General features: G+C 62.9%; 20 protein-coding genes. 10 read left to right on the top strand and 10 right to left on the bottom strand.

What is annotated here, in order from left to right:
- Positions 1–9: 9 nt before the first annotated feature.
- The gene (locus tag ACGYK7_RS12115; RefSeq protein WP_394402496.1) at positions 10–1,608 is read right to left on the bottom strand and encodes a phosphoenolpyruvate carboxykinase; all 1,599 of its coding nucleotides are present in this window, start codon (positions 1,606–1,608) and stop codon (positions 10–12) included.
- 379 nt (positions 1,609–1,987) lie between these two features.
- Here ACGYK7_RS12115 and ACGYK7_RS12110 point away from each other — a divergent pair, with 379 nt between their 5' ends.
- From ACGYK7_RS12110 to ACGYK7_RS12080, 7 genes are read left to right on the top strand one after another with little or no spacing between them, the layout of a single operon-like run.
- Complete coding sequence (locus tag ACGYK7_RS12110) at positions 1,988–2,689, top strand: response regulator transcription factor (protein ID WP_067260621.1); 702 nt, start codon at positions 1,988–1,990, stop codon at positions 2,687–2,689.
- 42 nt (positions 2,690–2,731) lie between these two features.
- On the top strand, positions 2,732–4,420 hold the full coding sequence (locus tag ACGYK7_RS12105; protein WP_394402495.1) for a sensor N-terminal transmembrane domain-containing protein: 1,689 nt from the start codon (positions 2,732–2,734) through the stop codon (positions 4,418–4,420).
- Between the two features lie 21 nt (positions 4,421–4,441).
- Complete coding sequence (locus ACGYK7_RS12100; RefSeq protein WP_394402493.1) at positions 4,442–4,870, top strand: HPr kinase/phosphorylase; 429 nt, start codon at positions 4,442–4,444, stop codon at positions 4,868–4,870.
- 38 nt (positions 4,871–4,908) lie between these two features.
- The gene (gene rapZ / locus ACGYK7_RS12095) at positions 4,909–5,772 is read left to right on the top strand and encodes an RNase adapter RapZ (protein ID WP_394402491.1); all 864 of its coding nucleotides are present in this window, start codon (positions 4,909–4,911) and stop codon (positions 5,770–5,772) included.
- Positions 5,769–6,161 carry a PTS sugar transporter subunit IIA gene (locus ACGYK7_RS12090; RefSeq protein ID WP_271692396.1) on the top strand — a complete coding sequence of 131 codons (393 nt, stop codon included), beginning with the start codon at positions 5,769–5,771 and terminating at the stop codon, positions 6,159–6,161. The genes rapZ and ACGYK7_RS12090 overlap by 4 nt, the downstream gene beginning before the upstream one ends.
- Positions 6,162–6,177: 16 nt before the next feature.
- Entirely contained in the window at positions 6,178–6,447 is a 270-nt protein-coding gene (locus tag ACGYK7_RS12085) for an HPr family phosphocarrier protein (protein ID WP_067260603.1), read from the top strand.
- 34 nt (positions 6,448–6,481) lie between these two features.
- The gene (locus tag ACGYK7_RS12080; RefSeq protein ID WP_394402490.1) at positions 6,482–7,366 is read left to right on the top strand and encodes a lysophospholipid acyltransferase family protein; all 885 of its coding nucleotides are present in this window, start codon (positions 6,482–6,484) and stop codon (positions 7,364–7,366) included.
- Positions 7,367–7,445: 79 nt separating this feature from the next.
- On the opposite strand, the gene ACGYK7_RS12075 is transcribed toward ACGYK7_RS12080, so the two are convergent.
- Positions 7,446–8,321, bottom strand: coding sequence for a 3-hydroxybutyryl-CoA dehydrogenase (locus tag ACGYK7_RS12075; RefSeq protein WP_168612495.1), 876 nt, complete (start codon positions 8,319–8,321; stop codon positions 7,446–7,448).
- A gap of 156 nt (positions 8,322–8,477) precedes the next feature.
- Here ACGYK7_RS12075 and ACGYK7_RS12070 point away from each other — a divergent pair, with 156 nt between their 5' ends.
- The gene (locus ACGYK7_RS12070; protein ID WP_394402488.1) at positions 8,478–9,311 is read left to right on the top strand and encodes a DUF6473 family protein; all 834 of its coding nucleotides are present in this window, start codon (positions 8,478–8,480) and stop codon (positions 9,309–9,311) included.
- 72 nt (positions 9,312–9,383) lie between these two features.
- Here ACGYK7_RS12070 and ACGYK7_RS12065 read toward each other — a convergent pair whose 3' ends face one another.
- From ACGYK7_RS12065 to ACGYK7_RS12040, 6 genes are all read right to left on the bottom strand, one after another.
- Positions 9,384–10,310 (bottom strand): electron transfer flavoprotein subunit alpha/FixB family protein, encoded by a 927-nt coding sequence (locus ACGYK7_RS12065; RefSeq protein ID WP_394402486.1) that lies wholly within the window; start codon positions 10,308–10,310, stop codon positions 9,384–9,386.
- On the bottom strand, positions 10,310–11,068 hold the full coding sequence (locus ACGYK7_RS12060; protein WP_394402484.1) for an electron transfer flavoprotein subunit beta/FixA family protein: 759 nt from the start codon (positions 11,066–11,068) through the stop codon (positions 10,310–10,312). The genes ACGYK7_RS12065 and ACGYK7_RS12060 overlap by 1 nt, the downstream gene beginning before the upstream one ends.
- Positions 11,069–11,229: 161 nt before the next feature.
- A complete protein-coding gene (locus ACGYK7_RS12055; protein ID WP_394402482.1) occupies positions 11,230–11,805 on the bottom strand; it encodes a cob(I)yrinic acid a,c-diamide adenosyltransferase in 576 nt (191 codons plus the stop codon).
- On the bottom strand, positions 11,805–12,011 hold the full coding sequence (locus tag ACGYK7_RS12050) for a twin transmembrane helix small protein (protein ID WP_394402479.1): 207 nt from the start codon (positions 12,009–12,011) through the stop codon (positions 11,805–11,807). The genes ACGYK7_RS12055 and ACGYK7_RS12050 overlap by 1 nt, the downstream gene beginning before the upstream one ends.
- A 57-nt stretch (positions 12,012–12,068) precedes the next feature.
- Entirely contained in the window at positions 12,069–12,902 is an 834-nt protein-coding gene (locus ACGYK7_RS12045) for an SDR family oxidoreductase (RefSeq protein WP_394402476.1), read from the bottom strand.
- A 57-nt stretch (positions 12,903–12,959) separates the two neighbouring features.
- Positions 12,960–13,652 carry an SH3 domain-containing protein gene (locus tag ACGYK7_RS12040; protein ID WP_394402474.1) on the bottom strand — a complete coding sequence of 231 codons (693 nt, stop codon included), beginning with the start codon at positions 13,650–13,652 and terminating at the stop codon, positions 12,960–12,962.
- 212 nt (positions 13,653–13,864) lie between these two features.
- Between ACGYK7_RS12040 and ACGYK7_RS12035 the strand changes: the two genes are divergently transcribed.
- Entirely contained in the window at positions 13,865–16,306 is a 2,442-nt protein-coding gene (locus tag ACGYK7_RS12035) for a DNA topoisomerase IV subunit A (RefSeq protein ID WP_394402472.1), read from the top strand.
- 25 nt (positions 16,307–16,331) lie between these two features.
- Here the strand turns inward: ACGYK7_RS12035 and ACGYK7_RS12030 are convergent, their stop codons facing one another.
- Positions 16,332–17,690, bottom strand: a complete 1,359-nt coding sequence (locus tag ACGYK7_RS12030) for a cytochrome P450 (protein ID WP_394402469.1) — start codon at positions 17,688–17,690, stop codon at positions 16,332–16,334.
- 127 nt (positions 17,691–17,817) lie between these two features.
- Between ACGYK7_RS12030 and ACGYK7_RS12025 the strand changes: the two genes are divergently transcribed.
- Positions 17,818–18,396, top strand: a complete 579-nt coding sequence (locus tag ACGYK7_RS12025) for a hypothetical protein (RefSeq protein WP_394402467.1) — start codon at positions 17,818–17,820, stop codon at positions 18,394–18,396.
- A gap of 48 nt (positions 18,397–18,444) precedes the next feature.
- On the opposite strand, the gene ACGYK7_RS12020 is transcribed toward ACGYK7_RS12025, so the two are convergent.
- Positions 18,445–18,635, bottom strand: a 191-nt coding sequence (locus tag ACGYK7_RS12020) for a hypothetical protein (RefSeq protein ID WP_394402465.1), incomplete at its 5' end; no start/stop codon positions are given.

Genomic DNA, 18,635 nt, shown 5'->3' with positions numbered 1-18,635 from the left:
GCGAAAGGCTTAGCTGATCGCCGCGGCTTTCACGTCGTCGTCGATATGGGGCAGGTACTGCTCGAAGTTGTCCGAGAACATCTTGACCAGTTTTGCCGCCTGACGGTCATAGGCCTCGGGGTCGTCCCATGTGCGGCGCGGGTCAAGCAGGATGTCGGCGACGCCGTTCACCTCGACAGGGACATCGAAGCCGAAGTTCGGATCTTTGCGGAACTCCGCATCCGCCAGACGGCCTTCGAGCGCGGCGCTAAGCAGGGCGCGGGTCGCCTTGATCGGCATCCGCGAGCCGGTGCCATAGGCGCCGCCGGTCCAGCCGGTGTTCACGAGCCAGCAGGTTGCGCCATGCTGGGCGATCTTTTCGCGCAAGAGGTTGCCGTAAACCTCGGGCCGGCGCGGCATGAAGGGGGCGCCGAAACAGGTGGAGAAGGTGGGCTCAGGCTCGGTCACGCCACGCTCGGTGCCCGCCACTTTGGAGGTGAAGCCCGACAGGAAGTGGTACATCGCCTGCGCCGGGCTGAGCCGCGCGATCGGGGGCAGCACGCCGAAGGCGTCGCAGGTCAGCATGATGATGTTCTTCGGATGGCCACCAACGGCCTTCTCGCTGGCGTTCGAGATGTAGTGCAGCGGATAGGCGGCGCGCATGTTCGCGGTGAGCGAGTCGTCGTCAAAGTCGAGCTCGAAGGTGTCGGGATCGAAGACCATATTCTCGATCACCGTGCCGAATTTGGAGGTCGTCGCGTAGATCTCCGGCTCCGCCTCGGGGTTGAGGTTGATGGTCTTGGCATAGCAGCCGCCTTCGAAGTTGAAGGTGCCATTGTCGGACCAGCCGTGTTCGTCATCGCCGATCAGCGTACGCTCCGGATCGGCGGAGAGGGTGGTCTTGCCGGTGCCCGACAGGCCGAAGAAGACGGCGGTGTCGACCGGGTTGCCGTTGGCGTGGTTGGCCGAGCAGTGCATCGGCATGATGCCTTTTTCCGGCAGCAGGTAGTTCAGCAGGGTGAAGACCGATTTCTTGTTCTCGCCCGCGTATTCGGTGCCGCCGATGAGGATCATCTTGCGGTCGAAGTTCATCGCGATCACGGTCTCGCTGCGGCAGTCATGCTTGGCCGGATCGGCCTGGAAGCTGGGGCAGTTGATGACGGTGAAATCGGCGGTGAAATCCTGCAGCGCCTCGGCATCGGGGCGGCGCAGCATGGTGCGGATGAAAAGCCCGTGCCAAGCCAGTTCGGTGACCATGCGCACGTTGATCGCATGTTTGGGGTCCGCCCCGCCGACGAGGTCTTGGACGAAGTAGTCCTTGCCTTGCATATGGGCGATCATGTCTTCGTAGAGCGCGTCGAAGCCCTCGGGCGACATCTCGGCGTTGTTTTCCCACCAGATGCTGTCGGCCACGCTGTCGGTCTTGACCACATGTTTGTCCTTGGGCGAGCGGCCCGTGAACTTGCCGGTGGTCACAAGGAAGGCCCCGCCTTTGCCAAGGCTGCCTTCGCCCCGTTTCAATGCCGCCTCGACCAGCGCAGGCTCGGTCAGGTTGTAATAGACATCGCCAAGCCCGCTGATCTTTTGATCCTCAAGGCTGAACTGCGGGTTTACCCGTCCAAATGTCATATGATGTCTCCTGTGGTAGCGCGTGAGCAGCGCAGAACGTGTCCGAGCGGGCGCAATTGCCCTGGGCGTCGGGGGCCTTGAGAGCCTCTTAACACGGGCGTTTTCAGGTTGAACAGGCAGCTTTGTCACAGTTAGCGCCATCATCTAAAACTTTGTTTCTGAGCGCTTAGATCCCGGACCGATGCGGCGCGCACGACACCGGCTTCCTCTCGGATCAGCCCGCTCAAAGTGCGGCAATTTAGCCATTCCTAACCAAATTATGACGGAATTGGTGCATCTCAGAGGCACGATTCGCACTTAAGGATTGATTCGATCTTTAATATTGGAGATCACTGACTCCAAAAATAAGAACGAATTGAGCAGCATAAGGAAGCAGGCAATGTCAAAGATCGCATTGGTAGACGATGACAGGAACATCCTGACATCCGTTTCGATGACTCTTGAAGCTGAAGGTTTCGAAGTGGAAACCTATAACGATGGCCAAGCGGCCTTGGACGCCTTCAACAAGAAACTGCCCGATATGGCGGTGCTGGACATCAAGATGCCTCGTATGGACGGCATGGATCTGCTGCAACGTCTGCGCCAGAAAACCGCGATGCCGGTGATCTTTCTGACCTCCAAGGACGATGAGATCGACGAGGTGTTGGGCCTGCGCATGGGGGCTGACGATTACGTCAAAAAGCCCTTCAGCCAGCGCCTTTTGGTCGAACGTATCCGTGCGCTTCTGCGCCGCCAAGACGCGGTTGAGACCAATGAGGTCGGCGATACCGAAGAGACCAAGGTGATGGAACGCGGCGATCTGCGGATGGATCCGCTGCGCCACGCGGTGAGCTGGAAGGGCAAGGATGTGTCGCTGACCGTGACCGAATTCCTGCTGCTGCAAGCGCTCGCGCAGCGCCCCGGTTTCGTGAAATCGCGCGACCAATTGATGGACGTGGCCTATGATGATCAGGTCTATGTGGATGACCGCACCATCGACAGCCACATCAAGCGGCTGCGTAAGAAGATGCGCAGCGCAGATGATGAATTCTCGGCGATCGAGACTCTTTACGGCATCGGCTATAGATATAACGAAGAGTAAACCCGGCGGTTAACGTGGGTCGAAAGGAAGCTTGTGCGGGACATGGCTGCTGGCAGGGACGGTGACGTTGTACTGGGGGACGATTGGGTCACCCCCGAGAGTGCCGCGCCGGGTGAAATTCGGGTCAAGCGCGAACGGCGGGGGCTGTTCTCGCTCCGCTCCTCGCCGCTAACGCGCAAGATCATTACCTTTAACCTGATCGCGCTGAGCGTTCTGGTGGCGGGGATCCTCTACCTCAATTCCTCGCGCGACAGTCTGGCGCTGCAACGCGCCGCGGCGCTGGTGTCTGAGACCGAGCTGATCGCCGATGTGATCGAAGCGCAACTGCCCGCGGGCGCGCCGGTGAACCTGACCACCGGCGATGGCGTCGATGTGGCTGCCACGCTCGACGGGCTGGACCTGCGCGGCGGCATCGAAGTCTTTGTCTATGATCCGGCGGAAACCTTGGTCGCCCGCACCGCCGGCAGCCTCACCGTGGCCGAGGCTCTCGCCGCTTCCGAGGCGGGTGAGCGGACCTTGCTGAACGACGGGTTGAATTGGCTTTGGGACCGGGTTTCGGCCCCCTTCAGCACCGATGAGATCACCGTGACCCCGCCGCTCGAAGAGCAATTGCGCGGCATGGTCGGCACCAGCGTGACCAGCGGCACCCGTCTGGAAGGCACGCTTGCCATCGAAGGCGGCACGCTTTTCAGCGTGGTGACCCCCATCATGCAGGGCGAGACCCCCGTTGGCGTGGTCGCCGTGGCCAGCGCGGCGGGAGAGATCGACCGCCTTGTGCGCAGCGAACGTGAGCGCGTCTTGCAGATTTTCGTCATCGCGACCCTCGTCTCCATCGGCCTCAGCCTCGTTCTGGCCTCGACCATCGCCAATCCGCTCGCCGACCTCTCTGCCGCCGCCGAACTGGGCCGCGACAAGGACGCGCGCAAGATGAACCCCGGCCGCATCCGCATCCCCGATCTGACCGCGCGCCCCGATGAGATTGGCCGCCTCTCGGGCGCGCTGCGCGGCATGGTCTCGGCGCTTTACAACCGGATCGACGGCAACGAACAATTCGCCGCCGATGTGGCGCATGAGATCAAGAACCCGCTCGCTTCGCTCCGGTCTGCCGTGGGCACGCTGCGCATGGTCAAGCGTGACGATCAGCGTGAGAAACTGCTGGATGTGATCGAACATGACGTGCGCCGCCTCGACCGGCTGGTGAGCGACATCTCCAATGCCTCGCGGCTCGACTCCGAGCTGGTCAAGGAAGAGGAAGAGCCCTTCGACCTGCTGCAAATGCTGGGCAATCTGGGCCAATACCTTGGCGAAGACGCGAAATCCAAAGGCATTGATTTCATCACCGATCTCCCCGCCGCGCCGATCACCGTGCATGGGCTGGAAGCCCGTTTGGCGCAGGTTTTCGTGAATCTGATCACCAACGCAATCTCCTTTTGCGAAGACGGCGACGCGATCCGGGTCTGGGCCCGCAAACGGGCCAACCGCGTTTTGATCGTGGTCGAAGACACTGGCCCCGGCATCCCCGAACAGGCACTTGGCAAGATCTTCAAACGCTTCTACTCGCAACGCCCGGAAGAGCATTTCGGCAATAACTCCGGTCTCGGCCTCGCGATCTCGAAGCAGATTGTCGAAGCCCATGGCGGCGTGATCTGGGCCGAGAACATCCGCCCGACCGAGGCTGACATCACCTCCGAACCCTTGGGCGCGCGTTTTGTCGTGGGGTTGCCCACCTAAATCCCGGGCGCGGGGCCTGATATGACTATCGAGCGCGAAAACCTCCACGCCAGCTGCGTGGCGATCCATGGGCGCGGGGTGCTGATCCTTGGCCCCTCGGGTGCAGGCAAATCGGCCCTCGCCCTGCAACTGATCGCCCTTGGTGCCACGCTGGTGGCCGATGATCGCACCGATGTCATGCGTTCGGGGGATCAGGTGATCGCCAGCGTCCCCGAACCGATCCGCGGCCTGATCGAGGCGCGCTATGTCGGCATTCTGCGGGCCGAGGATCACGGCCCCGTGCCCTTGGCCCTCGTCGTCGATCTGTCCCGTACCGAAGACCAGCGCCTTCCCGAACCGCACAACCATCTGCTGCGGGATGTCACGTTGCCCTGTTTTCACAAATGCGATAGCGCTCATTTTGCGGCAGCAATTCATCTGTATATGTCAGGTGTGGAAAAACCGAATTGATCAGTCAGACCTCATCAACAGACCCCGCCCCCCGGCGGTTGGTCCTTGTCACCGGCCCTTCGGGCGCCGGGCGGTCCTCTGCGCTCAACGTGCTGGAGGATGCGGGGTTCGAGGCAATCGACAACCTGCCGCTGCGGCTGCTGCCCGCGCTGCTTGACCGCCCCGGCGATGCGCAATCGGTGGCTCTGGGGATCGACGCCCGCAACCGGGACTTTTCCACCGAAGGCGTGCTCGAACTGATGGGTCGCCTGACGGCTGAACCGGGGTGGCGCGCGGAACTGCTCTATCTCGACTGCGCCCCCGATGTGCTGCTGCAACGCTTTTCCGAAACCCGCCGCCGCCACCCGCTGGCCCCGGCTGACCGCCCCGTCGACGGGATCGCGCGCGAGCAGGAACTGCTCCACCCGATCCGCGCCCGCGCCGATGTGTTGATCGACACGACAACCCTCAACGTCCACGAGTTGCGCGCAGAGGTCGAACAGTGGTTCGCCCCCGGCGGCCAGCGCCACCTTACGGTCTCGGTTCAGAGCTTTTCCTATAAACGGGGCCTCCCGCGTGGCGTCGATGTGGTGCATGACTGTCGGTTCCTTAGAAACCCCTATTGGGTGCCCGCACTGCGCAGCGGCGACGGGCGCGATCCTTCGGTTGCGGCCCATGTGGCCGGGGACAAACGCTACGCCGATTTCGCCGACAAGGTGCTCGACCTTAGCCTGCTGCTGCTGCCCGCGTACCGCGAAGAGGGCAAGTCGCATATCTCCATCGCCTTTGGTTGCACGGGCGGCCAACACCGCTCTGTCGCCATGGCCGAAGACCACGCTTTGCGCCTTGCAGAGCAGGGCTGGCAGGTGTCAATTAGGCACCGAGAGCTGGACCGTCAGCATCGTGAAGGAAACAAGCCGTGATCGGGATCGTCATCGTCGCACATGGGGGGCTGGCGCAAGAATATCTTGCCGCCATCGAACATGTCGTGGGATCCCAATTCGGCGTGCGCGCCATCGCGATCGAAGCCGACCACGACCGCGCCGACAAGGAACGCGAGATCTGCAGCGCCGCCGATGCGGTGGACCAAGGCGCCGGTGTGGTGGTGGTCACCGACCTTTTCGGCGGTTCCCCCTCGAACCTCAGCCTATTGGCCTGCCGCCCGGAAAACCGCCGGATCATCTACGGCGCGAACCTGCCAATGCTGATCAAACTCGCCAAATCGCGGCATATGGATGTGCCCGATGCCGTGCGTGCCGCGCTCGAAGCTGGTAAGAAGTATATCGACAGCCAGAATGTCAGCGCAGGTTAGAAGGCCCCAAGACGTCATGCCCGAATTTTCTTTAAAGATTGTAAACGAAAAAGGCCTGCACGCGCGCGCCTCCGCCAAATTGGTCGAAGTGGTCGAGGCGTTTGATGCCCGCGCCGAAGTCAGCAAGGATGGCATGTCGGCCTCCGGCGACAGTATTATGGGGCTCTTGATGCTCGGCGCATCGCGCGGCACCACCATCGATGTCCAAACCTCCGGCCCCGATGCCGAGGCCTTGGCCGAAGCTTTGACCGCCCTCGTGGCGGATAAGTTCGGCGAAGGGTTTTAGGCCCGCCAAGCGGGAAAAAGGATCCGCCGACCCCATGGATGACCTGCAAAACATCGCGGCCGAGCCGGCCCAGACAGGCGACGGCACGGTGACCTTCACCAAATACGACCGCCGCAGCCTGTCCTATGCCTCGACCTTCGATGACCCATGGAAAGCGCGGGTGATCTCCGCGATGGAGCTTTTCACCGGCAAGCTCAAAATCCTGCGTCTGATCCGCAAGTTCGAACAACGCGGCACCCCCTCGGGCCAGGCCTTCTGGCGCGCGGCGCTCGACACGATGGGCATCGACCTCACCACCCCGCAAACGCAACTGGACCGCATCCCAAAAGAGGGGCCAGTCGTGGTCGTGGCAAACCACCCCCACGGCATGGTCGACGGCATGATCTTCGCCGACCTCATCGGCCGCGTGCGCCCCGATTACCGTATCCTCACCCGGTCGCTGCTCACCTCCATCGACGAGGTGGCGGGCAGCTACATGATCCCGGTGCCCTTCCCACATGACCCGGATGCGCAGCGCAAAGGTGTGGAAATGCGCGCCAAGGCCATGGCCCACCTCAAGGAGGGGGGCGTCGTGGCGCTCTTCCCCTCAGGCGTCGTTGCTGCTTCGGAAAGCTGGTGGGGCCCGGCGGTCGAAGCGGAATGGAACGTCTTTACTGCCAAAATGATCCGCCGCTCCGGCGCGCAGGTGGTGCCGATGCGCTTCCCGGGCCAGAACAGCCGCGCCTATCAGATCGCCAACAGGCTCAGCCCGATGCTGCGCCAAGGGCTCTTGCTGCATGAAATCGCCCACGCCTGCGACAGGCCCCAAGGCCCCATCGTCGGCCACCCGCTCGCCCGCGAAGAGATCGACCGCTGGGCAGACGACCCGCGCGGCTTCATGGCCTGGCTGCGCGCGCATACTCTGGCGCTGACCAACTAGGCTTCATCCTTTTGAAAATACCCTCGGGGGAATCGCGCCTCTGGCGCGATGGGGGCAGCGCCCCCAACACCCTCGCAACTCAGCGCGTCGGAACCGGTTTTTCCCCCCGGTAATCATAGAAGCCGCGCTGCGTCTTGCGGCCCAACCACCCGGCTTCGACATATTTGGTCAGTAGCGGGCAGGGGCGATACTTCGTATCCGCCAGCCCGTCATGCAGGACGTTCATGATGGCGAGACATGTGTCCAGACCGATAAAGTCCGCAAGCTCCAGCGGCCCCATGGGGTGGTTCGCACCCAGCTTCATCGAACTGTCGATCGACTCGACATTGCCGACCCCTTCGTAGAGCGTATAGACCGCCTCGTTGATCATCGGCATCAGGATGCGGTTCACGATGAAGGCGGGGAAATCCTCGGCCGAGGCGGCGGTCTTGCCCAGACGGTCGACCACGGCTTTGCAAGCGTCATAGGTCTCGCTGTCCGTGGCGATGCCGCGGATCAATTCGACCAGTTGCATCACCGGCACGGGGTTCATGAAGTGGAAACCCATGAATTTTTCGGGTCGGTCGGTGCGGCTGGCAAGGCGGGTGATCGAGATCGAGGAGGTGTTCGAGGTCAGGATCGTCGTCGGCTTTAGATGCGGGATCAGGTCTTCGAAAATTGCTTGTTTCACCGTTTCGCGCTCGGTTGCGGCTTCGATCACCAGATCGCTTTGGCCCAGATCGCTTAGCGTCTGCGTCGTGGTGATGCGCGCCATGGCGGCGTCCCGGTCGGCGGCGGTGATCTTCTCGCGGCTGACTTGGCGGTCCATATTGCCGGTCACGGTTTTCATCGCTTTGGCCAGCGCATCGGCGCTGACATCGTTCAGCAGCACATCGTAGCCTGCCAGCGCCATGACATGGGCGATCCCATTGCCCATTTGCCCCGCTCCCACGATACCGATTGTCTGGATGTCCATGGCCTGTCCTTTGCTTGAGTTCGGCGCACAATAGGGCGCGTGGCGGGGGTGCCGCAAGGGCAGCTGTTTACGAAATCTCACGACAAATTCGCCCGTTAACAGAATCGCAGCCCCTGCTGTGCAATCTGGCTTTGGGTGAACAAAAAGGTGGGTTCGATGACCTATGATGCAGTGGGGCCAGCGCCCCTGGACTATTTGCCATGTCGCTATGGCACGTCAAAACTGATGTTTCGCGGCCCGCGCCGCAGGCTGGAGGCCCCCTATATCGCCTTTCTCGGCGGGACAGAGACCTATGGCAAATTCATTGAAGAGCCGTTTCCCGCGCGGGTCGAGGCCGAGATTGGCAAAACCTGTGTGAACTTCGGCTTCCCGAATGCGGGGATTGACGCTTTTGCCCATGACCCTTTCGTCGCGCAGGCTGCCTCGCAGGCGGATGTGACAGTGGTTCAGATCATGGGGGCGCAGAATATGACCAACCGTTTCTATTCCGTGCACCGGCGTCGAAACGACCGCTTCGTCGGGGCCTCAGCGCTGTTGCAGACGATCTACCGCGAGGTCGATTTCTCGCAATTCCACTTCAACCGGCACATGCTGACCCATCTCATGCAGGTCTCGCCCGAACGGTTTGAGGCGGTGCGCGCGGAGCTTCAGCAGGCGTGGATGGCACGCATGCGTTTGATGTTGGGGCAAATACAGGGGCGCACGCTTTTGCTTTGGCTGGCCGACCGCCCGCCGGTCGCAGCGGCAGCGCAGCCGGTGGGGGAGTTGGGCCATGATCCGCTGTTCGTAACGCGCGAAATGTTGGACGCGGTGGCCCAGCACGCCACGGCCAAGATCGAGGTCGTCACGCCAAAAGACCCCTCTGCCGGGCCGACGGCTGGAATGGTCGTCAGTGAGTTCGAGGCGCAGGCCGCGTCGGAAATGCTGGGCCCGATGGCCCATGCCACTGCCGCCGCCGCTTTGACCGATGCGCTGCAAAGCATGTCCTGACGCTCCCGGTAGGGGCATGCATAAAAAAGGCCCGCCGAGAACGGCGGGCCTTTGGTGTTTCATGTGAGTGCTTTACAGCTTTTCGATCAGTTCCGGCACCGCGTCGAAGAGGTCTGCCACGAGACCGTAGTCGGCAACTTGGAAGATCGGCGATTCTTCGTCTTTGTTGATCGCGACGATGATCTTGGAGTCCTTCATCCCGGCAAGGTGCTGAATCGCACCCGAGATGCCGACGGCGATATAGAGGTCGGGGGCGACCACTTTGCCGGTCTGGCCCACCTGCCAGTCGTTCGGAGCATAGCCCGAATCGACCGCCGCACGGGAGGCGCCAACGGCGGCGCCCAGCTTGTCGGCCAGTTTCTCGATCAGGGCGAAGTCCTCTTCGGAGCCGACACCGCGACCACCGGACACCACCACGCCCGCGCTTGTCAGCTCGGGGCGGTCCGATTCGGCGACCTTGTCTTCGACCCATGTGGACAGGCCGGGGTTCTCGGCTGCCGAAATGGTCTCGACCGAGGCGGAGCCGCCTTCACCGGCGGCATCGAAGGTCGATGTGCGGAAGGTGATGACTTTCTTGGCGTCGTTCGACTTCACGGTCTGCACCGCGTTGCCCGCGTAGATCGGACGCTCGAAAGTGTCGGCATCGACCACGCCGGAGGCATCCGAGATCACCATGACATCGAGCAGCGCCGCGACGCGGGGCATGATGTTCTTGGCGTCCGTGGTGGCGGGCGCGACGATGTGGTCGTAGTCACCGGCAAGGCTGACGATCAGCGCCGCGGTGGCCTCGGCCAGACGGTGGCCCAGCATCTCGTCCTCGGCGACCAGCACCTTGGAAACGCCGTCGATCTTGGCCGCCGCTTCGCCTGCCGCCGCAGCCGAGCTGCCTGCCGCCAGAATGGTTACGTCGCCCAGTTGCTTGGCCGCGCTTACCGCCTTGGCGGTTGCGTCCATCGACAGTTCGCCGTCGGAAATCTCTGCAATCAGAAGAACAGCCATTACACAGCCCCCGCTTCTTTGAGTTTCGCCACAAGCTCGTCGACCGAGCCGACCTTGATGCCGGCGGCGCGTTCCGCGGGCTCTTCGGTCTTCACGATTTCCAGCCGGTTGGAGACATCGACGCCGTAGTCCTCGGCGGTCTTCTCATCCAGCGGCTTTTTCTTGGCCTTCATGATGTTGGGCAGTGAGGCATAGCGCGGTTCGTTGAGGCGCAGGTCCACGGTGACGACTGTCGGCATGGTGACCTCGATGGTCTGCAGGCCGCCGTCGACTTCGCGGGTGACTTTCGCCTTGTCGCCTTCGATAGCGATCTCGGAAGCAAAGGTCGCTTGCGACCAGCCCATCAGCGCCGAGAGCATCTGCCCGGTGGCGTTCATGTCGTTGTCGATCGCCTGCTTGCCGCAGAGCACGAGGCTCGGCTGCTCTTCGTCGACCACGGCTTTGAGGATCTTGGCCACGGCCAGCGGTTCGATGTCCTTGTGCACATCGTCCGAGGCCACCACGAGGATTGCGCGGTCCGCGCCCATGGCGAGGGCGGTGCGCAGCGTTTCCTGCGCTTGCTTCACACCGATGGAGACGGCGACGACCTCTTCAGCCTGACCGGCTTCCTTCAGACGAATCGCCTGTTCGACGGCGATTTCGTCGAAGGGGTTCATCGACATTTTCACATTGGCAAGATCAACACCCGATCCGTCCGCTTTGACACGAACTTTCACGTTATAGTCGATCACGCGTTTGACAGGCACCAGTACCTTCATGAGCGGTCTCTCTCCTCAGTTTGCGACGCGGGCTGGTGGCCCGGTCTCCCTAATTCTCCACACGGGTGTAACGAAGCGGATCGGATCAAAACAGGCCAAAATCGGCAGGTTGGCAGTTTTGAACGCGGCGTTTTCCCGGTTTTTCGTCTGTTAGCGCTATTTTACGCCCGGTTTGCCCCCGGCACCCAAAGCACGTCTTCCTTGCCCGCGTTATTAGCCATCCGCGCGGCGACGAAGAACCAATCGCTGAGCCGGTTCAGATAGGTCACGCAGGCAGGGTTCACTGCCGTTTGCTCGGCCAGCAGCACCGCCAGCCGCTCGGCGCGGCGCGCCACGGTGCGGCAGACGTGCAGATGCGCCGCCAAGGCACGGCCCCCCGGCAGGATGAAGCTGCGCAACGGCTCCAACTCGGAGTTCATCACGTCAATCTCACGCTCCAGCCGGTCGACCTGTGCTTGGGTGACCCGCAGGGGCGGGTATTCCGCATCCTTATCGGCTTCCATATCGGGGCGGCAAAGGTCGGCGCCCAGATCGAAGAGGTCGTTCTGAATGCGCGCCAGCGCCTCGTCCGTCGCATCCGTGGCCTCCAACCGCGCCACGCCGACGAAGCAGTTGAGCTCATCCGCCGTGCCATAGGCCTCGACCCGCGCGTCGTGTTTCGCCACGCGGTCGCCATTGCCAAGCGCGGTCGTGCCCTTGTCCCCGGTGCGGGTGTAAATCTTGTTCAGTACTACCATCAGATCGTGCCCCCTCGGAAATAGACATAGGCAAGGATCAGCAGCACGGCGATGAACTGCGCGATGATCCGCCAGCGCATCAGCTTGTTGGCGTTGCGTTTGTTGAATTTGCCGCCGGTAGCAAAGCCGCCCAGCCCCATCAGGAGCACAACGGCGACCACCACGACAGAAATCAGGACGATCACGAAAAACGGATCATTTGGCATGGGCTGTCCTTTCGTTGGCCTGAGATGTAGCGGCAGCGGGCAGCCGCGCAACCAAAATCAACGGCTGGTGACCCAGTCCAACGCGCGCGTCGGCAGGATACGCCGTAAAATACCGCCGATATGCGTTGGGGTTGTGACGAAATAGCGCGGGCGGGGCCGGGGGGATTCGACGGCGTGCGCCAGTTTCTCGACCACCGCCTCGGGCGGGAGTTCGAAGCGGTCTTTCTTGCCGCTGTCGTCATAAAGCCGGGGGCGCATGGTGCTTTCATACTCCGCCGCGCGGGGGCTGTTTTGCCAGTCGATCCAGCGCTCGAAACGCGGAATGGCCTTGGTCCGCAGTTTCGAGGTGACGGGGCCGGGCTCGATCAGGATCACCGCGACCCCGGTGCCGCGCATTTCAAGCCGTAGGGTATCGGTCAGCCCCTCAAGGGCGAATTTCGTGGAATTATACGCGCCGCGCCACGGCATCGCCACCATGCCAAGCACCGAAGAGCATTGCACGATCCGCCCATGCCCCTGCCTGCGCATCACCGGGATCACCGCGCGGGTCAGGCTGTGCCAACCAAAGAAATTCGCCTCGAATATCTCACGCAGGGCATCGGTGGGCAGGTCTTCGACCAATCCGGGCGTGGCGTGGGCACCGTTGTTGAACAGCGCGTCGAGCGTGCCGCCGGTTTGGTCCAGCACATGGGCGAGCGCCGCTTCGATGCTGGCCTCGTCGGTGTAATCAAGGCGCGGCGCGTCGAAGCCTTCGGCCTGTAACCGGTCGCAATCCGCTTGTTGGCGGCAGGCGGCAAAAACGCGCCATCCACGGGCGCGCATACCGTGCGCGGCGGCATAGCCGATGCCGCTGGAACAGCCGGTGACGAGGATGGAGCGGGTCGCAGACATGCAAAGGGCCCTTCGTTTGAAAGGCCCTTCATCGCGCGATGCTATGGGATTGGCAAGTTAGCCGTTGTTGAGCAGGAAGTCGGCCATCCAGCCGGATTCGCTGCCGTCGACGCTGCGGAAACGCACCCAGCCTGCGCCGTTGTCTTCGATCACTTCGACGGCATCGCCTTTGCCGAGCTTGCCCACCACGCCGAAGTTAGTGCCCGGACCGCCGCGAACGTTGACGCGGGTGCCGTTTACCTTGCGGATGTCGGCCTGCGTCGTGCTGACATAGGTTGCGTCGCTTTCAGCACCGTCAATCAGGCTTGGGATCACGACGGGCGCGCTGGCGGTTGTCGTCGTGTAGGCGGCTTTCTCAACCTGAGGGGCAGGGGCGCTGACAGCCTTGGCCTTGACCACCTTCGCCCCGGCGCGGTCCGCAGGGGTTGCCACGGCCTTTTGCACCATCCCGTCATTGACCTGCGGCAGGTCGCTGAGCGTTGTGAGGTTCAGTGCCACGCGGGTGGCTGTGGTATCACGGGCGGGTGTGCGTTCGGCGAAGGGGGTGATCGGGCTCTCCGCCTTGCGGGCCGCGTTTGCCGCGGTGGCAGTGACAAGGTTTGAAGAGGGGTTCTCATTGGCGATCAGAGCCGATTCTGCGGCTTCGGCGCTGGCCATTTGCGGTCCTGCAGGCACGAAATCCGCGCCGCCGCTCATCTCGTAGAATGCCCAGCCCATGAAACCAAATGTCAAAAAGATGAACCGTTTCATTTTCGCCGTTCCTCGTCCCGTGTCAAACCATGTTGCTGTGAGAGACCAACGCGAAACTTCGCGAATGGTTCATTTCCGATTGGCAAGAATTCGCATAGCCGAAAAGTATTGCTTTTTTCTCACTTGAAACCGTGACAGCGGCGATTTTGCCGAGTCGTTTGCGGGTAATCTGTCGCTTGCCCGCTCTGGCGTGCTTGGCTAAAAGACCCGTCATGTCAGACACAAGCACACCCCCAGAACTCGACCCGAATGACCTGTCCGAGCCGCTGCGCCGCGCCTTGGGGGATCGTTACCTGACCTATGCGCTGAGCACGATCATGCACCGGGCGCTGCCCGATGCGCGTGACGGGCTGAAGCCGGTGCACCGCCGCATTCTCTATGCCATGCGCGAACTGCGCCTGTCCTCGACGGGCGGTTTCCGTAAGTCGGCCAAGATCTCGGGCGACGTGATGGGTAACTACCACCCGCATGGCGATGCCGCGATCTACGACGCGATGGCGCGTCTGGCGCAGGATTTCAACGTGCGCTACCCGCTGGTCGACGGGCAGGGCAACTTCGGCAATATCGACGGCGACAACCCCGCCGCCTCGCGCTACACCGAGGCGCGGATGACCGCCGTGGCCGAGGCCATGCTGGAAGGGTTGAACGAGAACGCCGTCGACTTCCGCGAGAACTACGACGGCACGCTGACCGAGCCTGTCGTGCTGCCGGCGCAGTTCCCGAACCTTCTGGCCAATGGCTCCTCTGGCATCGCCGTGGGCATGGCCACCAACATTCCGCCGCATAACATCGCCGAGCTTTGCGACGCCTGTATCCACCTGATCAAGAAGCCTGACGCCCGCGATGACACGCTGTTGAACTACGTGCCCGGCCCGGATTTCCCCACCGGCGGCGTCATCGTCGAACCGCCCGAGAACATCGCCAACGCCTATCGCACCGGTCGCGGCTCCTTCCGGCTGCGCTGCCGCTGGGAGGTCGAGGATCTGGGTCGTGGCGCGTGGCAGATCGTCGTCACCGAGATTCCCTATCAGGTCCAGAAGTCCAAGCTGATCGAGAAGATCGCCGAGCTGATCCAGACCAAAAAGATCCCGATTCTCGCCGACATCCGCGACGAATCTGCCGAAGACATTCGCATGATCATTGAACCGCGGTCCAAAAACGTCGATCCGAACGTGCTCATGGGCATGCTGTTCCGTAACTCGGATCTCGAGGTGCGATTCTCGCTCAATATGAACGTGCTGATCGACGGGCAGACGCCCAAGGTCTGCTCGCTCAAGGAAGTGCTGCGCGCCTTCCTCGACCACCGGCGCGAGGTGCTGCAACGCCGCTCGCGGCACCGGATGGACAAGATCGACCACCGGCTCGAAGTGCTGCAGGGGCTGATCACGGCGTTTCTGAATCTCGACCGGGTGATCGAGATCATCCGCTACGACGAGGACCCCAAGGCCGCGCTGATGTACGAGGACTGGAGCCGCGCGCATCAGGACACCCTCAGCCGCGCCATGGACGAGGCGGCTTACGTCTCGCCGCTGGCCGGGGTCGATGTCTCGAAGCTTGCGGTGATCGCCGATGCCGAGGCGCAGGCCATCGGCGTGCTGGCCGAGAGCGGCGAGACCCGCGCCGTGCCGCACAGCTTTGCCGGCCGCGAGAACGGGTTGTCGGACGTGCAGGCCGAGGCGATTCTCAACATGCGCCTGCGGTCTTTGCGGCGTCTGGAGGAAGACGCGCTGGTGGCCGAGCGCGACGCGCTGATGACCGAGCGTGCGGGGCTCGAAGACCTGCTCGAAAGCGAGGACCTGCAATGGTCCACCATCGCCGAGCAGTTGCGCGCGACGAAAAAGCAGTTCGGCAAGGATTGGGTGATCGATGGCGTCAAACGCGGCCAGCGACTGACCGAGTTCGACACCGCCGGAGAGGTCGAGGAGGTGCCGATCGAGGCGATGATTGACCGCGAGCCGATCACCGTGGTCTGCTCCCAGATGGGCTGGATTCGAGCCATGACCGGCCATATCGACCTCGGCCGCGAGTTGAAGTTCAAGGACGGCGACGGCCCGCGCTTCATCTTCCATGCCGAGACGACGGATCGGCTTTTGGTTTTCGGCTCGAACGGGCGGTTCTACACCGTCTCTGCCGCCAACCTGCCGGGCGGGCGCGGCATGGGCGAGCCCCTGCGTCTGATGGTCGACCTGCCCAACGAGGTGCAGATCGTCTCGCTCTTTATTCACCAGCCGGGGCGCAAGCTGCTGGTGGCCTCCACGGCAGGCGATGGTTTTGTCGTGCCCGAGGATGACGTTGTGGCCCAGACCCGCAGCGGCAAACAGGTGCTGAACGTGCGCGGTGAGGGGGTCACTGCGCTGGTCTGTCACCCCGTGTCGGGCGACAGCGTCGCCACTGTGGGCGAGAACCGCAAGGTGCTGGTCTTCGGCCTTGATGAGTTGCCCGAGATGGGCCGGGGCAAGGGCGTGCGCCTGCAGAAGTTCAAGGACGGCGGGTTGTCGGACGCCATCACCTTCACGCGCGAGGCAGGCCTCAGCTGGCAGGATCCGGCGGGTCGCACCCGGACCGAGGCCGATCTGGCCGAATGGACCGGCAAGCGCGCAAGCTCGGGCCGCATGGCCCCCCGCGGCTTCCCGCGCGACAACAAGTTCACGTGAAACACCCGCGCCCCTCGGGGCGCGGTCAGTCCAGCGGCTCGGCGGTCATCCAGACGCCGCCTTCGGGGCGCAGGGTCAGGATCATTACCGGCCTGGGGTCGCGCCCTGGCACCGGGGTGAACTTGAACCGTCCCAGCAGCGTGGCGAGAATGATCACCGCCTCCTGCAAGGCGAAACTCGCCCCGATGCAGATGCGCGGCCCGTCCCCGAAGGGCAGATAGGCGTAGCGGTCGATCGCCTTGCGGTCGGCGAAACGCTCAGGCCGGAAGGCATCGGGTTCCTCCCAGAGCATTTCGTTGCGGCCAAGCGCGTAGATCGGGATCATCACCGTGTCGCCGGGGCGTATTTCGCGGTCGCAGAGCCTGTCGTGTTTCTGCGCCGTGCGCGAAATGATCCCGGCGGCGGGGTAGAGGCGCAGCGCCTCGTCGATGATCATCCGCACCAGCGGCAGCTTGTCCACGTCCTCGCCGGTGCAGGCACGGCCTTGCAGCACATCGCGCACTTCCGCCCGAGCCCGGGTCTGCATCTCGGGGTCGAAGCCCATCAGATACATCGACCACGCCAGCGTCAGGGCCGTGGTCTCATGGCCCGCGACAATGAAGGTCAACAGGTTGTCGCGCAACTCGCCGGTGTTCATCTGGCGCTTGGTCTTGGGGTCTTCGCCTTCCAAAAGCAGGTCCAAGAGATCGGGCGTGCCGTCATGGCCGCGCGCCACCCGCGCCTCGATCGCCTGATCGGCCATCGCCTTCATCTGCTTGAGCGCTTGGCCGGACATCATCCGCCCCGGGCGCGGCAGCCAGTCGGGCAGGCCGAGAATGTCGAACAGGCTGATCTTGCCGGCCTCGGCAATATAATCGTCGATGGCGCCATGCACCTTGTCACGGTCGAAGGTGCTGTCGCCCGAGAAAGTCACGTCGCCGATCACCTCGAAGGTCGTGGTCACCATCTCGTCGAGCATGTTGACCGCGCGTGGCCCGGCGGCGGCGATGCGCTCGGCCGAGCGGGTGGCGGCGGCGCTCATCACCGGGGCGAGGTTGCGCACATTGCGTTGCGAAAATACGGGCGCGGCGGTGCGGCGCTGCCAGCGCCAATGCGCGCCTTCGGCGATAAAGAGCGACTCGCCGATCGCGGGGCGCAGCAGGTTCTTGGTGACGTCGGACTTTGGGTAATCCTCCAGCCGGTCGAGCAGGATCTGCCGGATCGCGCCGGGGTCCATCACCATATGCCAGCGCTTGCCGGTCTTGCCCGAGACCATGGGCTGGGTCGTGGCGATCTTGGGGATGATGCTGAGCACATTGCGCCGCGCCATCTGAAGACTGCCGAGCATGCCGACAGGCTCGGTAACGAGTGGCACGCGAACGGGCAGGGGGCGGGCTTGGGTCATGTTGCTCTCCTCACTCACAGTCCAAGATAGACCGGCCGGGGGGCTGCGCAACTGCGGCAAATGATTGCGCCCCTTGGGCCCATCGGCTACCCCTTTTCGAAACCTTAACACCCCTGAGGGATCGCCCATGCTGAGAGTTCTTGCCCTGTTGACCTTCGTCGCGACGCTGGCCGCCTGCAACGGGGCATCCGACCTCGACAAGGCGCCGACCCCGCTGGGGGATTTCAACCTGCACCACAATATCGTGGTGGCGCCCAAAGCCCAGAAGGGGCCGCTGAGCCGCGAGGTCAGCAAGGACGAACTGGCCGAGGCCGTGCGCGCCGCCACCGCCGAACGCTTTGACCGCTACGAGGGCGAGCGCCTCTACCACTTTGGAATCAGCGTCGAGGGCTATGTGCTGGCGCAGCCGGGCATCCCGCTGGTCTTTGCACCGAAATCAATCTTGATCCTCAACCTCACGGTTTGGGACGACGCCAAGAACAAGAAGCTGAACCCCGAGCCGCATCAGGTCACCGTCTTCGAATCCTTCGATCAGGGGCCGGTGGTGGGCTCGGGCTATACCAAATCCGCCGAAGAGCAACTCAAGAACCTCAGCCAGAACGCCGCCAAGGCGATCGAGACCTATCTGGTAAAGCAAAACCGCGAAGAGGGTTGGTTCAACGGCGGCACGGCCCTGTCCCCCGCCGGGGAGCCGGAGGATAAATAGCCCTCAGCCGGGGCGACCCCAACCGATGCCACAAGCCCACGTCGGGCTTTAAGTGGCGCCAAGACGCAAGTCCCGCTTGATTTTACCGCCCGAACCCAATACATCGCCCGCCAGATAGGGTTCGGGTCCCCGTTGGGGCCCCTCAATTAAAAGGGCGCCACCATGGCAAAGGCAAAGTTTGAACGCACCAAACCGCACGTCAATATCGGCACGATCGGCCACGTTGACCACGGTAAAAC

This window comes from Sulfitobacter sp. 1A15299, from assembly GCF_043556915.1.
Classification (GTDB): domain Bacteria; phylum Pseudomonadota; class Alphaproteobacteria; order Rhodobacterales; family Rhodobacteraceae; genus Sulfitobacter.
Note: the sequence above shows the minus strand (reverse complement) of the source record. Positions and strands in the feature narration are given on the sequence as shown.

Excerpts from the sequence above, each read along its gene's own strand:
- ACGYK7_RS12045 (WP_394402476.1), bottom strand. The coding sequence starts at position 12,902 with ATGTCTGCGACCCGCTCCATCCTCGTCACCGGCTGTTCCAGCGGCATC.
- ACGYK7_RS12075 (WP_168612495.1), bottom strand. The coding sequence starts at position 8,321 with ATGGACATCCAGACAATCGGTATCGTGGGAGCGGGGCAAATGGGCAAT.
- ACGYK7_RS12055 (WP_394402482.1), bottom strand. The coding sequence starts at position 11,805 with ATGGTAGTACTGAACAAGATTTACACCCGCACCGGGGACAAGGGCACG.
- ACGYK7_RS12100 (WP_394402493.1), top strand. The coding sequence starts at position 4,442 with ATGACTATCGAGCGCGAAAACCTCCACGCCAGCTGCGTGGCGATCCAT.
- ACGYK7_RS12085 (WP_067260603.1), top strand. The coding sequence starts at position 6,178 with ATGCCCGAATTTTCTTTAAAGATTGTAAACGAAAAAGGCCTGCACGCG.
- ACGYK7_RS12110 (WP_067260621.1), top strand. The coding sequence starts at position 1,988 with ATGTCAAAGATCGCATTGGTAGACGATGACAGGAACATCCTGACATCC.
- ACGYK7_RS12105 (WP_394402495.1), top strand. The coding sequence starts at position 2,732 with ATGGCTGCTGGCAGGGACGGTGACGTTGTACTGGGGGACGATTGGGTC.
- ACGYK7_RS12070 (WP_394402488.1), top strand. The coding sequence starts at position 8,478 with ATGACCTATGATGCAGTGGGGCCAGCGCCCCTGGACTATTTGCCATGT.
- ACGYK7_RS12065 (WP_394402486.1), bottom strand. The coding sequence starts at position 10,310 with ATGGCTGTTCTTCTGATTGCAGAGATTTCCGACGGCGAACTGTCGATG.
- ACGYK7_RS12035 (WP_394402472.1), top strand. The coding sequence starts at position 13,865 with ATGTCAGACACAAGCACACCCCCAGAACTCGACCCGAATGACCTGTCC.
- ACGYK7_RS12050 (WP_394402479.1), bottom strand. The coding sequence starts at position 12,011 with ATGCCAAATGATCCGTTTTTCGTGATCGTCCTGATTTCTGTCGTGGTG.
- ACGYK7_RS12030 (WP_394402469.1), bottom strand. The coding sequence starts at position 17,690 with ATGACCCAAGCCCGCCCCCTGCCCGTTCGCGTGCCACTCGTTACCGAG.
- ACGYK7_RS12060 (WP_394402484.1), bottom strand. The coding sequence starts at position 11,068 with ATGAAGGTACTGGTGCCTGTCAAACGCGTGATCGACTATAACGTGAAA.
- ACGYK7_RS12115 (WP_394402496.1), bottom strand. The coding sequence starts at position 1,608 with ATGACATTTGGACGGGTAAACCCGCAGTTCAGCCTTGAGGATCAAAAG.
- ACGYK7_RS12080 (WP_394402490.1), top strand. The coding sequence starts at position 6,482 with ATGGATGACCTGCAAAACATCGCGGCCGAGCCGGCCCAGACAGGCGAC.
- ACGYK7_RS12025 (WP_394402467.1), top strand. The coding sequence starts at position 17,818 with ATGCTGAGAGTTCTTGCCCTGTTGACCTTCGTCGCGACGCTGGCCGCC.
- ACGYK7_RS12040 (WP_394402474.1), bottom strand. The coding sequence starts at position 13,652 with ATGAAACGGTTCATCTTTTTGACATTTGGTTTCATGGGCTGGGCATTC.